General features: G+C 63.6%; 12 protein-coding genes. 6 read left to right on the plus strand and 6 right to left on the minus strand.

The features are described from left to right. Positions 1-30 precede the first annotated feature (30 nt). The 4 genes from FHT82_RS23380 (at position 31) to FHT82_RS23395 (ending at position 5,656) form a co-directional block, all read left to right on the plus strand. On the plus strand, positions 31-1,170 hold the full coding sequence (locus FHT82_RS23380) for a citrate synthase (RefSeq protein WP_183735048.1): 1,140 nt from the start codon (positions 31-33) through the stop codon (positions 1,168-1,170). Positions 1,171-1,296: 126 nt separating this feature from the next. After that, positions 1,297-1,815 (plus strand): FecR domain-containing protein, encoded by a 519-nt coding sequence (locus FHT82_RS23385; protein ID WP_183735110.1) that lies wholly within the window; start codon positions 1,297-1,299, stop codon positions 1,813-1,815. Between the two features lie 8 nt (positions 1,816-1,823). Then, on the plus strand, positions 1,824-3,680 hold the full coding sequence (locus FHT82_RS23390; protein WP_183735049.1) for an adenylate/guanylate cyclase domain-containing protein: 1,857 nt from the start codon (positions 1,824-1,826) through the stop codon (positions 3,678-3,680). 98 nt (positions 3,681-3,778) lie between these two features. Next, positions 3,779-5,656 carry a DEAD/DEAH box helicase gene (locus FHT82_RS23395; RefSeq protein ID WP_183735050.1) on the plus strand — a complete coding sequence of 626 codons (1,878 nt, stop codon included), beginning with the start codon at positions 3,779-3,781 and terminating at the stop codon, positions 5,654-5,656. A 53-nt stretch (positions 5,657-5,709) separates the two neighbouring features. Here FHT82_RS23395 and FHT82_RS23400 read toward each other — a convergent pair whose 3' ends face one another. Next, positions 5,710-6,492, minus strand: a complete 783-nt coding sequence (locus FHT82_RS23400) for an alpha/beta hydrolase (RefSeq protein ID WP_183735051.1) — start codon at positions 6,490-6,492, stop codon at positions 5,710-5,712. A 166-nt stretch (positions 6,493-6,658) separates the two neighbouring features. On the opposite strand from FHT82_RS23400, the gene FHT82_RS23405 reads away from it, so the two are divergent. After that, on the plus strand, positions 6,659-7,321 hold the full coding sequence (locus FHT82_RS23405; RefSeq protein WP_183735052.1) for a 50S ribosomal protein L11 methyltransferase: 663 nt from the start codon (positions 6,659-6,661) through the stop codon (positions 7,319-7,321). A gap of 6 nt (positions 7,322-7,327) precedes the next feature. Further along, complete coding sequence (locus FHT82_RS23410) at positions 7,328-7,477, plus strand: hypothetical protein (protein WP_183735053.1); 150 nt, start codon at positions 7,328-7,330, stop codon at positions 7,475-7,477. Here FHT82_RS23410 and glp read toward each other — a convergent pair. Genes glp through FHT82_RS23435 form a run of 5 tightly spaced genes read right to left on the minus strand, consistent with a single transcriptional unit; the run spans position 7,446 to position 12,909 of the window. Further along, positions 7,446-8,669, minus strand: a complete 1,224-nt coding sequence (glp, locus tag FHT82_RS23415) for a gephyrin-like molybdotransferase Glp (RefSeq protein ID WP_183735054.1) — start codon at positions 8,667-8,669, stop codon at positions 7,446-7,448. The two genes, FHT82_RS23410 and glp, sit on opposite strands and share 32 nt — an antisense overlap. Beyond that, positions 8,666-9,163, minus strand: coding sequence for a cyclic pyranopterin monophosphate synthase MoaC (gene moaC / locus FHT82_RS23420; protein WP_183735055.1), 498 nt, complete (start codon positions 9,161-9,163; stop codon positions 8,666-8,668). Before moaC ends, glp begins: the two co-directional genes overlap by 4 nt. Before the next feature lies 1 nt (position 9,164). Further along, complete coding sequence (gene trpC / locus FHT82_RS23425; protein WP_183735056.1) at positions 9,165-9,977, minus strand: indole-3-glycerol phosphate synthase TrpC; 813 nt, start codon at positions 9,975-9,977, stop codon at positions 9,165-9,167. 9 nt (positions 9,978-9,986) lie between these two features. After that, positions 9,987-11,003, minus strand: a complete 1,017-nt coding sequence (trpD, locus tag FHT82_RS23430) for an anthranilate phosphoribosyltransferase (protein ID WP_183735057.1) — start codon at positions 11,001-11,003, stop codon at positions 9,987-9,989. Positions 11,004-11,016: 13 nt separating this feature from the next. Continuing rightward, on the minus strand, positions 11,017-12,909 hold the full coding sequence (locus FHT82_RS23435) for a SurA N-terminal domain-containing protein (protein ID WP_183735058.1): 1,893 nt from the start codon (positions 12,907-12,909) through the stop codon (positions 11,017-11,019). Between the last annotated feature and the right edge of the window lie 118 nt (positions 12,910-13,027).

The following is a 13,027-nucleotide window of genomic DNA, read 5'->3' on the forward strand; positions in this document are numbered from 1 at the left end:
CTTGATGCAATTGATCAATGTGAGGCTGACATGAGCTGGCTGACAGCGGAGGAAGCGCTAGCCGAACTCGGCACCAAGCCGCAGACGCTTTATGCCAATGTCAGCCGTGGGCGGATCCGCGCCAAGGCCGACCCCACCGATCCACGCCGCAGCCTCTATCAGGAAAGCGATGTCAAGCGGCTTGCCGAGCGCCACGCCGGCAGGCGCAAGAGCGAGACGGTCGCCGCCGAAGCGATCCGCTGGGGCGATCCGGTACTGACATCGTCAATCTCGACCATCGCCGCAGGACGATTGCTCTATCGGGGGCAGGATGCGGCGGAGCTTTCAGCCCATGCGACGTTGGAGGAGGCGGCGCTGCTACTGTGGAATGCGGAGAGTTTCGCTTGCGTACCGGCCTCTGCCTCCGGGCCGGCATCGCCTTCCATTCAAGCCGCGCTGCTGGCGCTGGCGGGGCGGGTGAGCGCCGATCTACCGTCTCTCGGACGTGCACGCCCGGCCTTGCAGATGGAAGCATGCAGCGTGCTTTCAACCGTCGCCGATGCGCTAACGCCGGGATCGGCGGATCATCCCCTGCATCGCCGTCTCGCCGCATGCTGGCGCAGGCCGGAAGCTGCCGATTGCCTGCGGCGGGCGCTTGTCATGCTTGCCGATCACGAGCTCAACGCCTCCACCTTCGCCGTCCGCGTCACGGTTTCGACGGGGGCAGCACTTTCTGCCGCCGTGCTCTCGGGCCTGGCGACTCTGACCGGGCCGCTGCATGGTTCGGCGTGGCGAAGCGTCGATGCTCTTGCCGAGGCCGCATCCACCGCCGGCGCGGAGCAGGCGATCCGCCGGCTTCTGCTGCGGGGCAGCATGCCGACGGCGTTCGGGCATCAGCTTTACCCCGACGGCGATATACGGGCGAGCGTGCTGCTCTCCTCTTTCGACGTGCCGCCGGTCTTTCGCGATGTGCAGCGGGCCGGCGAAGAGATGGTGGGCGAGAAGGTCAATGTCGATTTCGCGCTTGCCGCCATGACGGCAGCCTTCGATCTGCCGCAGGAGGCACCGATCATCATATTCGCGCTGGCTCGGACGGCGGGGTGGCTGGCGCATGCAATGGAGCAGATCGAAAGCGGCCATCTGATCCGCCCGCGTGCCCGCTATGTAGGGCCTTCGCCGGGCGAACGCTGAGTGTTTCCGAATGGCTTGCGCAGGTTCACGTTTTTGCATAGGGAAACCGACGAATTCAGCTAGTATGGGCGGACCCGCGCAATCGAAGACGCGCCGGCGGCTCACGAGGGGCGGATCATGAAAGCCATGTCAGCAATCTCCCGCAGCCTGTTTTCCGCTATGCTGATCATCGGCCTCCTGCCTGATGGTGCAGCTTATGCCCAGTCTGCCGGCTGCGCGATTTCGCGTGCGGCAAACGGCAACCAGATTTTCCGTTGTCCGGGCGGCGTCAACATCACCACCGAACGTGGAGCATCCTTCAGACTTACCGACCGCAATCGCGACGGCAGCCCGGATTCGCTGTCGCTGCGCAGCAAGGCCGCCCTTGTCGACGTGGACAGCAGCCAGCACCGCGGCGGTTTCCAGGTCGTGACGCCACAGGCGATCGCGGCCGTCCGCGGTACGCAATGGGCCGTCGATGTCAAAGGCGGCACGACCTCCGTGCTGGTCACACGCGGCCGCGTCGGTGTGCGCCGTCCAGCCGGGCCGGCGGTCACACTTGGACCGGGCGAGGGTGTGGATGTCACGCGCGGAACCGCTGCGCTCACCGTTCGCACGTGGCCGGCGCCGCGCGTCGCTGCCCTTCTTTCACGCCTCGGTCAATAAGTCGTCTCATGAACCATCGCCTCCAGACCGTGATCGCGCTGCTGCTCGCCGGTCTGTGGGGCGCGGTACTCGGCTATTTTCATCTGCAGTCGGACTCCAGCCTCATGGAGCGGATGGAGGCCACGCTTGCCGATCTGCGCAGCACGATCGTCGGCGTCCGGCCTCCGCCCGGTCTCGTTTCCATTATCGCGATCGATGACCGTACCGCCGCAGCACATGGCTATCCGCTCAAGCGGGAGATGCTTGCGCAGCTCGTCACGTCCATCGGAGCGTTGAACCCGAGAGCACTGGCGCTCGATATCCTGCTTGTCGATCCCGGTACGGAGGAGGGCGATGCCGCACTTGAAACGGCGCTCAAAGCGACGCCCAGTATCATCGCCGGTGCTGCAACCTTTCCGCAAAGTCTCCAGGCGGTGACGGAAGATGCAGAGGATCCGCTGGCGGCGGTTCCCGAAGCACAGCAGCTTCTGCTGCCGCAGCCACGCTTCGCAGAGGCTGCAACACTCGGCATCGTCAATGTGGCGACGGACCAGAGTGGCGTGCCGCGATTCATTCCGCTGTTTTCTCGCGCCGCCGACCGTCTGGATGCGGCCTTTCCACTCCGGGTCGCCTCGATTGCGCTCAGTGCGGAACCATTGATCGAAAAGGATGGTATCCGGCTCGGCGCCCAGCGCATTCCAACGGATACGGGCCAGCGCCTGCCGCTGACTTTCTATGGTCCTGCAGGCAGTATCCGCACCTTCAGCGCTGCCGATGCGCTCGATGGCAAGCTGCCGGCGGATGCCATCACCGACAAGGTGGTGGTAATCGGCGCGACGGTCACCGGCGGCGGCGATGTCTTTCCCACACCGTTCGATCCCATCCTGCCGGGTGTCGAAGTGATGTCGACGGCGATCACGCATCTGATCGCGGGCGACGGCATGGTGCGCGACAGCAGGACACGGCAGGCGGATGCCGGCATTGCGATAGCCTTGCCTGTTCTTCTCGTCGCACTGGTCGCATGGCGCCGCAGTGCCCTCGGCTTCGTCATCATCAGCCTAGCGGTCATTGTCTGGGCGATGCTCAACCTTGCAGCCTTTGCGAACGGCTACTGGCTGAGTGCTGCATTGCCGATTGCGGCCGCCCTCCCACCCGCAGTTATTTTCGGTGCCGCAGAACTCTGGCGCGACCGCGGCCGTGCGCGGCACTTCGCCGATCAGTCCGAGCGGCTGCAACGCATCGAAGCGCCGGGCCTGGGCGAGTGGTTGGCGCGCGACCCGGCGTTCCTGGCCGAGCCGGTGCGGCAGAATGCTTCCGTCGTCTTCATCGACCTTTCGGGTTTCACCGGCCTCAGCGAAGCCGTCGGACCGGCCGCAGTGCGGGAAATCCTCAGCAGCTTCTTCGAACTCATCGACGAGGAAGTGCGGCTGCTTGGCGGGGCGATCACCAGCTTCATGGGCGACGGCGCCATGATTCTCTTCGGGCTGCCGGAACCGGCAGCCGACGATGCGGCGCGGGCGGCGGCCTGCGCCGTGCGCCTTGCCGGTCGCACCCGCAGCTTCCTTGCAGGCCATCAGGAGCTTCGCCGCAGAAAGATGGGCTTCAAGGTCGGTGCCCATTGCGGCCCGATCGTCGCATCTCGTCTCGGCAGCGGCGACCGTCAGCAGATCACCGCAACGGGCGATACCGTCAATGTCGCCCAGCGGCTCATGGAAGTGGCCGCAAGCCGTGGGGCAGAGCTTGCACTCAGCGCCAGCCTGCTCGACGCCGCTGGTCCGGATGCCGTTCCGTCTCAGGCGGGGCAGTTGACCGGACCGTTCGAGACGAAGCTGCGCGGGCGCTCCGGCAGTATCGCCATCTACACATGGCGTGGCGAGACACTTTGACATTCGCAGCCGGAGCGAGTAGGAACGGCCCAACTCTTCGGCCGGACGATTCCGGCTACGGCGCGTTACGCGCCTGACAGCTCCGAAAGATCGAACACATGACTGACTATAACGGCGTCTCTCCGGCGATCGCCAAGGCGTTGCAGAAGCGCGGCTATACCGAGCTCACCCCCGTCCAGAAGGCGATGCTCGATCCGGCGCTCGCCGCATCGGACGCGCTCGTTTCCGCGCAGACCGGCTCGGGCAAGACCGTGGCCTTCGGGCTGGCGCTTGCGCCGACGCTTCTTGAAGGCTCCGAGCGCTTCGCGCCGGCAGCCGCACCCCTTGCCCTCGTGATTGCGCCGACGCGCGAACTGGCATTGCAGGTCAAGCGTGAGCTGGAATGGCTTTACGAAATGACAGGCGCCGTGATCGCGAGCTGTGTCGGCGGCATGGATATCCGCAGCGAGCGCCGTGCGTTGGAGCGTGGCGCACATATCGTCGTCGGCACACCGGGACGTCTCTGCGACCACATCCGCCGCAACGCTCTGGATATGAGCGAACTCAAGGCGGCGGTGCTGGATGAGGCGGACGAGATGCTCGATCTAGGCTTCCGCGAAGATCTGGAATTCATCCTTGAATCGGCACCGGACGAGCGCCGCACGCTGATGTTCTCCGCGACCGTGCCCGCTGCCATCGCCAAGCTCGCGAAGAGCTATCAGCGCGACGCAGTGCGCATCAGCACGCAGGCGGAAGAAAAGCAGCATATCGATATCGAATATCGCGCGCTCGTCGTTTCGCCTGCTGACCGCGAAAACGCTATCATCAACGTGCTGCGGTACTACGAGGCGCGCAATGCGATCGTCTTCTGTTCGACGCGTGCGGCCGTCAATCACCTGACGGCCCGGTTTCACAACCGCAATTTCAATGTCGTGGCGCTCTCGGGCGAACTGACGCAGAACGAGCGCAGCCATGCGCTGCAGGCGATGCGCGACGGACGCGCACGCGTCTGCATCGCGACCGACGTCGCAGCCCGCGGCATCGACTTGCCGGGCCTCGACCTCGTCGTGCATGCCGATCTGCCGACCAACCCGGAAACGCTTCTTCACCGCAGCGGCCGTACGGGCCGCGCGGGACGCAAGGGCGTCAGCGCGCTCATCGTGCCGCTCAACGTGCGCCGCAAGGCCGAACGGTTGCTCGACAATGCCGGTATCGCCGCCACCTGGGCACGGCCGCCCTCCGTCGAGGAAGTAACGGAGCGTGACGACGAGCGGCTGCTCGCCGATCCGATCTTCGCCGACAAGCCGCAGGACGAAGAGCAGGGACTGGTGCAGAAACTCATCGAAAGCCATGGCGCCGAGGCACTTGCCGCCGCTTTCGTGCGTCTCTATCGCGCCAACCAGTCGGCACCGGAAGACCTGATCGAGGTTTCGGTACAGGACGACCGCGCCCGCAAGCGCCGCGACAATGGCGAGGTGCGCGAATTCGCGCCGGCGCAGAAGGGACCGCGTGACGATTTCGGCCCAAGCGTCTGGTTCTCCGTCTCCGTCGGCCGCAAGCAGAATGCCGAGCCGCGCTGGCTGATCCCGATGCTCTGCCGCAACGGCAATCTCACCAAGCGCGAGATCGGCGCGATCAAGATGCAGCCGGACGAGACCTTCGTGGAAATCGCCGCCGACAGCGCCGACAGTTTCCTCGGCACCCTCGGCCCGAACAAGACGATGGAGCGCGGCATTCGCGTCGTCAGGCTGAACGGCACGCCCGACTTCAGCAAGCCGGCCAAGCCCGCCTATGCGAAGAAGTCTTTCGAAGAGCGTGGCGACGATCGGTTCCGTGGCGACAAGCCGAAGGGCAAGTTCGGCAAGGACAGACCCGCCGGTACGGAACGTCAGGACGACAAGCTCTGGACGAAGAAACCGGGTAAGCCGAAATTCGAAGGCGGCAAGAACAAGTTCGAAGGCGGCAGGGGCAAGTTCGCCAAGAAGAAAGACCGCTGAGGCGGTCGCCGACCGCACCGGTAAGTCGATGCGGCCGGTAGGCAGCGAAAGTCTCAGCTATGTTCGCTGGAACCGGCTGCTGCGAGGATGAGATTGGCGACGGCGTGCGGCTGGGAAATCAGCGAAACGTGGCTGGCGTCGAGTTCGATCGTCGTCGCGTTCATGCGCTTTGCCATGAAGCGTTCGAGATCGGGATTGATGGTGCGGTCATTCTTCGAAACCGCGTACCAGGATGGCTTGGAGCGCCAGGCAGCGACCGTTGTCTTGGCAGTGAACAGCGTATCGGAAATGCGGCCCTGCACGGCATAGAGCGCCTTGGCGCGGGCAACCGGCAGATCGCCGGCGAAGTCTCTGACGAAAGCTTCTTCACTCAACTGGGCGTAACCGCCGCTGTGAACGAGCCCCGCACTGGCAGGCGGCGTCGGATACTGCTTGGCGAGAGCCGTATAATCCTCGCCGGCGTCAGGCGCGCGGGCAGCGATATAGACGAGTGCCGTCACCTTCGGGTCGACACCGGCTTCGGTGACGAGCATGCCGGAATAGGAGTGGCCGACAAGCACGGTCGGGCCATCCATCAGCGCCAGGATACGCTTGGTGGCTTCGACATCGTCAGCAAAGGAAGTGAGGGGGTTCTGCACGGCCATCACATTCAGGTCGGCGGCCTGGAGATGAGGGATGACATCCAGCCAGCAGGATGCATCGGCATAGGCGCCATGGACGAGAACGACGTTCTTTGCCTTGGCGATGGTGGCAGCCCGGCCGGCGGCCGGGAACATGCTGAGTGCGGCCCCTGCAACGAGAGCGGCCGAGAATGAACGTCTGGTGATCGGTTGCATAACGAGTCCTCCGGCTTGTGGGAAATCTGGGGCGATACCCTCAAGGGATCGCTGCAGAAACGTTACGCCGAGACGCAGAGCTCCATAACTATACAAAGGTCCAGCGAGGTATTATGCCCTGCCTCAAGGCCAGGTGGCCTGTCGCAACGAGGACAATCGATACCAGATGAGACCGGCTTCCCCAGATGATCGTCCTGAGCTGACGGCCTTCATCGAAGCTAACCTGCCGCTTGCGGGCGTGCCTTCGATACCTGACGTAAGGCTGCATATGGCGACACCGAGGAGCGGCCTCTATCGCCTTGCAATGGCTGACGATTCCGATATGGCGCCGCCTTATTGGGCCTACCCTTGGGCGGGTGGGGCGGTGCTCGCACGCTATCTTTTCGACCATCCCGAAGAGATGGCGGGCAAACATGTCGTCGATCTCGGCACCGGCTCCGGCCTTGTTGCCATCGTGGCCATGAAATGCGGTGCCGCCCATGTGCTGGCAATCGATATCGATGCAAAGGCGATCGCTGCGGCGCGGCTGAATGCCGAGGCGAACGATGTCGAGATCGAGACGCGGCTCGGCGACATTATCAGCGACGCACCACCTTACGCCGACATGATTCTGGCCGGTGATGTCTTCTATGACGAGGTCCTGGCGGAGCGTATGCTGCCTTTCCTTGAACGTTGCAGCGCTGCCGGCATCGACGTGCTCATCGGCGATCCGGGGAGGGCGCCTCTGCCCGCAGGTTCTCTGGAAAAAATTGCAGAATATCCGGTGCCGGATTTCGGCGGGGGTGCGCAAGGTACGGCCGCCGATAGCGCGGTTTTCCGCTTGAGATAAGCGCGATTGCGTGGCTCGCGCTCGGGCATCGGCGGCGATCCAGGCCTTGCGGCGGCGACCGTCATTCTCGGAGCGAGCGTGCTGGCGCAGCTCTGCTTCTGGATTGCCGTCGCTTCCGGAAGTGTCACGCGAGAAGATCTGGCCGCAGAAGCATGACCGGGCAGGTGGCCCCTGCCGGCAGTTCCGGCGCATGCGGCGGGCGGATGATGAGACAATCCGAACGGGCAAAGGTTTTCATCATCGATGAATCCTGCTTGTCGAAGGGTTCGACCAGCCAATTGCCGGCAGCGGATTTCGAAAGCCTGGCGCGGACATAGTCCTGCCGTTGGTCATTGGCACGCAGGGTAACCGCTGCTTCCACCGTTGCCTCGCGCTGCACCGGCGGCAGGGAGGCGAGCTTGCGGATCAACGGCTCAAGGAAGAGCAGCGAGCAGACGAGGCTCGATACCGGATTGCCGGGCAGGCCGAGCACGTGGGTCTCGCCGAAACTGCCGACCATCAGCGGCTTGCCGGGGCGCATGGCGATGCGCCAGAAATCGAGCTGCATGCCGGCCTCGATCAACGTGGCCTGCACCAGATCGTGGTCGCCGACCGAAGCTCCGCCGAGCGTGACGATGACGTCGACCTTCGCGCCCCGCGCCCTGTCGATCGCCGCGGTAATTTCAGCCTTGTCATCGGGCACGATGCCGAGATCGAGCACGTCGGCGCCGGCCCTGCGGGCAAGGGCTGCAACACCGAACGTGTTGGACGCAATGATCTGCGAAGGGCCGGGCGCGCTTCCCGGCGGCAGAAGCTCGTCGCCGGTTGCGAGGATTGCGATCAGCGGGCGGCGCAGCACCTCGACAGTTGGCCGGTTCATGCCGGCAGCAACCGTCAGCCGCGAGAAATCGAGCACGGTGCCGGCGGGAAGCACGGCTTCGCCTTCGGCAAAATCCTGGCCGCGGGGGCGCACATGCTGGCCCTGCCGTACGGGGAAATTGGTTCTGATGCCGCCCTCGATCTTCTCCGCATCCTCCTGCAGCAGCACGCTGTCGGCGCCAGATGGGAGGGGCGCACCGGTGAAGATCCTGATAGCCTCTCCCTGACCGACGCTTCCCTCGAAGCCGTGGCCGGCGGAGGACATGCCGATGACTTTCAGCACGGCGCCTGGCTCCGGCGCATCTTCGCGGCGCAGTGCATAGCCATCCATGGCGGATGCGTTGAAGGGCGGCTGTGTCAGGTCAGCTGTCAGATCAATGGCCAGGACGCGGCCTTCGGCCTCGGCGAGCGGCAACGTTTCGCACGCCGTAACGGGCTTGGCGCCGGAGAGTAGGCGGCTCTGGGCCTCGGCGACGGGTAGAAGGTTCATCTTGCCTCCGGATGGCGAAAATCGCCGGATTTGCCGCCGGATTTTTCGAGCAGCCTGACGCCTCCGATTTCCATTGCCTTGTCGGCCGCCTTGGCCATGTCGTAGATCGTGAGACAAGCGACCGAGACGGCGGTCAGCGCTTCCATCTCCACACCGGTCCTGCCGGTGAGTTTGGCGGTTGCGGTGACGCGCAGGCCGGGCAGGGCGGTATCTTCCTCTATCTCGACTGTAACCTTCGTCAGCATCAGCGGATGGCAGAGCGGGATGAGATCGGCGGTGCGTTTGGCGGCCATGATGCCGGCAAGGCGGGCGGTGCCGATGACGTCACCCTTCTTGGCATTGCCTTCGCGAATGAGCGCAAGCGTTTCCGGCGCCATCTTCACATGGCCCTCGGCAGTGGCGATGCGCACGGTCTCGGCCTTGTCGGAGACATCGACCATATGCGCCTCGCCGGAGGCGCCGATATGCGTGAGGCCGAGCTTTTCGCCGCTCATATCATTCAGCCGCGATGGCGGCTTCACCAAACAGCAGGGCGCGGGTGGCTGCCGTCACGTCCTCCTTGCGCATCAGGCTTTCGCCGACGAGGAAGGTATTGATGTCAACGGCCTGCAGGCGCTTGCAATCCTTATTGGTGAAGATGCCGCTTTCGCCGACCAGAAGCCGGTCATCAGGAACCATTGATGCCAGCGTCTCGCTGACCGTGAGACTGACTTCGAACGTGCGGAGATTGCGGTTGTTGATACCGACGAGCGGCGAAGACAGCTTCAAAGCGCGTTCCATTTCGGGCGCGTCGTGAACTTCGACCAGCACATCCATGCCGAGCAAGAAGGCCTCATCCTGCAGGCGCTCTGCATCGTCGTCCGTCAGCGACGCCATGATGAGCAGAATGCAATCAGCACCCCAGGCGCGGGCCTCATGCACCTGATAGGTCTCGAACATGAAATCCTTGCGCAGCGCGGGCAGGGCGCAGGCGGCACGCGCTGCCGTCAGGAATTCCGGTGCGCCCTGAAAACTCGGCGTATCCGTCAGCACCGACAGGCAGGCAGCGCCACCGGCTTCGTAAGCCTTTGCCAGCACCGGCGGATCGAAGTCCGGACGGATAAGGCCCTTGGACGGGCTAGCCTTCTTGATCTCGGCAATCAGGCCGATCTGGCCGGCATCGCGCTTGGCGACAAGCGCCTTGTGGAAACCACGCGGCGCGGACTGCCCGGCCTGCATAGCCTTCAGATCAGCAAGCGAGGTTTTCGCCTTGGCGGCAGAGATTTCCTCGCGCTTGTAGGCTTCGATCTTCTTCAGGATATCAGTCATGAGACGATCCTAGTCGATATCGTTGGAAACGGCGATCAGTTTGTCGAGCGCAGATGCCGTTGCGCCGCTATCGAGCGATTCCGTTGCGAGCTTCATACCGTCACGGATCGTCTCTGCCTTACCCGCGATGACGAGCGAGGCGGCGGCATTGGCGAGCGCGATATCGCGGTAAGCGTTCTTGGTGCCGCCGAGCACCTCGCGCAGCGCTGCGGCATTGACGGTGCCGTCGCCGCCCTTGATATCGGCGAGCACGCAGGGCGCCACACCGAAATCGGCCGGCGACAGCTCGAAAGTACGGATCTGGCCATTCTCAAGCGCGGCAACGCTGGTCTTGCCGGTGGTGGTGATTTCATCGAGGCCGTCGCCATGGACGACCCACACACTTTCGGAGCCAAGATCGCGCATGACCTCGGCAAGCGGCACGACCCATTGCGGGGCGAAGACGCCGAGAAGCTGACGCTTGACGCCAGCCGGATTGGAGAGGGGACCAAGCAGGTTGAAGATCGTGCGCGTGCCGAGTTCGACGCGCGTCGGGCCGACGTGTCGCATGGCGGAATGATGCTGCTGCGCGAACATGAAGCCGACACCGGCTTCGGCGATGCAGCGGGAGATCATCTCCGGGGTGACCTCGAGATTGACGCCAAGCGCCGCAAGACTGTCGGCGGCACCAGATTTCGAGCTCAACGCCCTATTACCATGCTTGGCGACCGGAACGCCGGCGCCGGCGACGATGAGCGCCGCCAGCGTCGAGATGTTGTAGGTACCGCTGGCATCGCCGCCGGTGCCGACGATATCGATCGCGTCGGCGGGTGCTTTCACCCGCAGCATCTTGGAGCGCATCGTGGTGACGGCGCCGACGATCTCGTCGACCGTCTCGCCGCGGACGCGGAGCGCCATCAGGAAGCCGCCGATCTGCGAAGGCGTTGCCTGACCGGACATCAGGATATCGAAGGCCTGACGGGCCTCGTCACGGGTCAGGGGCTCGCGGCTTGCTGCCTTGGCCAGAAGCGGCTTCAGATCGGTCATGCGTCGCTTCTCCCTAGCGGACGGTTGCCTGTTCGGCGAGGGGCCGGTTGACCTCTGTACCATACTGGCTCTGCAACAGGTTGACCATCTGATCGAGAATGTCGTCACCAGCCTGATTTGCGATGGTGGCGATCTGCTGGTCGCGGTTGTTCAAAGCATCGGTCGTCGGCTCTTCGTTGACGTCAGTCACCTTCAGCAGGATCTGCGTGCTCGGATCGGCGCCGACAGCCGTTGCGACAGTATCTACAGGACCGGAGAAGGCGGCGTTGATGCCGGCGCGGCCGAGAACCGGATCGTCGGTCGAGCGGGTAAAGCCGCTCTTGCTTTCGACGGCGATACCAAGTGGGGTGGCGATATCGGCAAGTGCAGTGCCCTTCTGCGCCTCGGCCTTCAGTTCGCCGGCCTTTTTGGCAAGTTCGGCCTTCTGCTGCTCGGCGGTCCAGTCCTGAACGGCCTTGTCACGCACTTCGGCAAGCGGGCGGTCACGTTCCGGCATGACGTCGCGCACGTCGAACCAGACATAGCCGTCATTGCCGACGGAAATGGCGACCGCATCGGCGCCGACATCGGTCTTGAAGGCTTCCGGCAGAAGCTGCTGCTGGGCCGGAATATCCTTGACCGGATTGCCGTCCTTGTCTGCACCCGTCATATCGATAGCGTCAATGACGACAGCCTTCAGCTTGAGCTGGTTGGCGATCTCTTCGAGAGACGTACCGCCTGCGCGCATATCCTCGATGCGGTCGTGAACGTTGATGACCTCCTGCGAGGCGTTGGCAACCGAAAGCTGTTTGCGGAGCTCTTCCTTGACCTCATCGAAGCTCTTGGTGGTCTCCGGCTTGATATTGGTCACACGCAGGATGACAGGACCAAAGGTGCCGTCGACGACAGGTGTGGTGCCGCCATCGGTCTTCACCGCGAAAGCGGCTTCGGCCACGGCCTGGTCCGGAACCTTGTCCTTGGCGAATTCGCCCAGCAGCACATCGCTTGCAGTCTTGCCCTGGTCGGTGACAAGCTGATCGAAGCTCGTGCCGCTCTTCAGCGCGGTTTCAGCCGCATTGGCGAGATCCTTGCTGGCGAAGGTGAGCTGCTCCAGCGTGCGGCTTTCCGGCGTCGTGTAGGCAGCCTTGGCCTTGTCGAAGGCTTCCTTGATCTGATCGTCGGTGACCGTGTTGGGATCGGCGATATCATCAGGCTGAAGCTTCAGATAGGCGATCTTGCGATATTCCGGCGCGCGATAGCGCTGCTTGACGTCTTCGAACCACTTGGCGAGCACGTCATCGGCCGGCGCCTTGATCGGTTCGATATTGGCGTTGGTGAGCAGCAGGTAATCGACGCTGCGGCTCTCGTTGCCGTAGAGTTTCAGCGCGTTGACGAGAGTCGCAGGCGCCTGGAAGCCGTTGGAGACGGCTTCGATGATCTGGCTGCGGATAGCCTGCTTGCTGCGATCCTTGATATAGTCGTCTTCCCGGATGCCGGCATTGCGCAGACGAGAGGTGAAAAGCGAGCGGTCGAACTGGCCGTTGAGCGCCTTGAAAGCCGGATCGTCACCGATCAGCTGGGCAAGGCGGTCTTCGGAAAGGCCGAGGCCCATGTCATCGGCAAGCTGGTCCAGCGAGGCACCTGCCACGAGCTGGGCAAGCACCTGCTCTTCAACGCCGAAAGCACGGGCCTGCTCCGGCGTCAGGCGCACACCGTATTGCTGCCCGAGTTGGGCAACCTGGCGCTGGTAGGCGAGGCGGAATTCATTGACGTCCACATGCTGGTCGCCGACGGTGACCACCGTCGTGCTGTTGCCGCCGCTTATCAGTTCACGCGACACGCCCCAGATGCCGAAGGACGCGACGAGCAGGAGCAGGAGCAGCTTGGCAACCCAGGTCTGAGCAGCTCTTCTCAGAAGATGGAACATGGAAACGCAAACCTCGCATTATCATTGGCCCAGAAGGGCAGACATTCGTCGTTCCATAAAACAAAGCTGCGAGGAAATGAAGGCTTGTCGCACGAAAAGCTTGCGGCGCTTGCACCCG

Origin of the sequence: Rhizobium sp. BK275, assembly GCF_014193555.1 — a bacterium.
Taxonomy (GTDB): Bacteria; Pseudomonadota; Alphaproteobacteria; order Rhizobiales; family Rhizobiaceae; genus Rhizobium.

Coding starts and splice junctions, on each gene's coding strand:
- FHT82_RS23380 (WP_183735048.1), top strand. CDS start 31: ATGAGCTGGCTGACAGCGGAGGAAGCGCTAGCCGAACTCGGCACCAAG.
- FHT82_RS23385 (WP_183735110.1), top strand. CDS start 1,297: ATGTCAGCAATCTCCCGCAGCCTGTTTTCCGCTATGCTGATCATCGGC.
- FHT82_RS23390 (WP_183735049.1), top strand. CDS start 1,824: ATGAACCATCGCCTCCAGACCGTGATCGCGCTGCTGCTCGCCGGTCTG.
- FHT82_RS23395 (WP_183735050.1), top strand. CDS start 3,779: ATGACTGACTATAACGGCGTCTCTCCGGCGATCGCCAAGGCGTTGCAG.
- FHT82_RS23400 (WP_183735051.1), bottom strand. CDS start 6,492: ATGCAACCGATCACCAGACGTTCATTCTCGGCCGCTCTCGTTGCAGGG.
- FHT82_RS23405 (WP_183735052.1), top strand. CDS start 6,659: ATGAGACCGGCTTCCCCAGATGATCGTCCTGAGCTGACGGCCTTCATC.
- glp (WP_183735054.1), bottom strand. CDS start 8,669: ATGAACCTTCTACCCGTCGCCGAGGCCCAGAGCCGCCTACTCTCCGGC.
- moaC (WP_183735055.1), bottom strand. CDS start 9,163: ATGAGCGGCGAAAAGCTCGGCCTCACGCATATCGGCGCCTCCGGCGAG.
- trpC (WP_183735056.1), bottom strand. CDS start 9,977: ATGACTGATATCCTGAAGAAGATCGAAGCCTACAAGCGCGAGGAAATC.
- trpD (WP_183735057.1), bottom strand. CDS start 11,003: ATGACCGATCTGAAGCCGCTTCTGGCCAAGGCAGCAAGCCGCGAGCCC.
- FHT82_RS23435 (WP_183735058.1), bottom strand. CDS start 12,909: ATGTTCCATCTTCTGAGAAGAGCTGCTCAGACCTGGGTTGCCAAGCTG.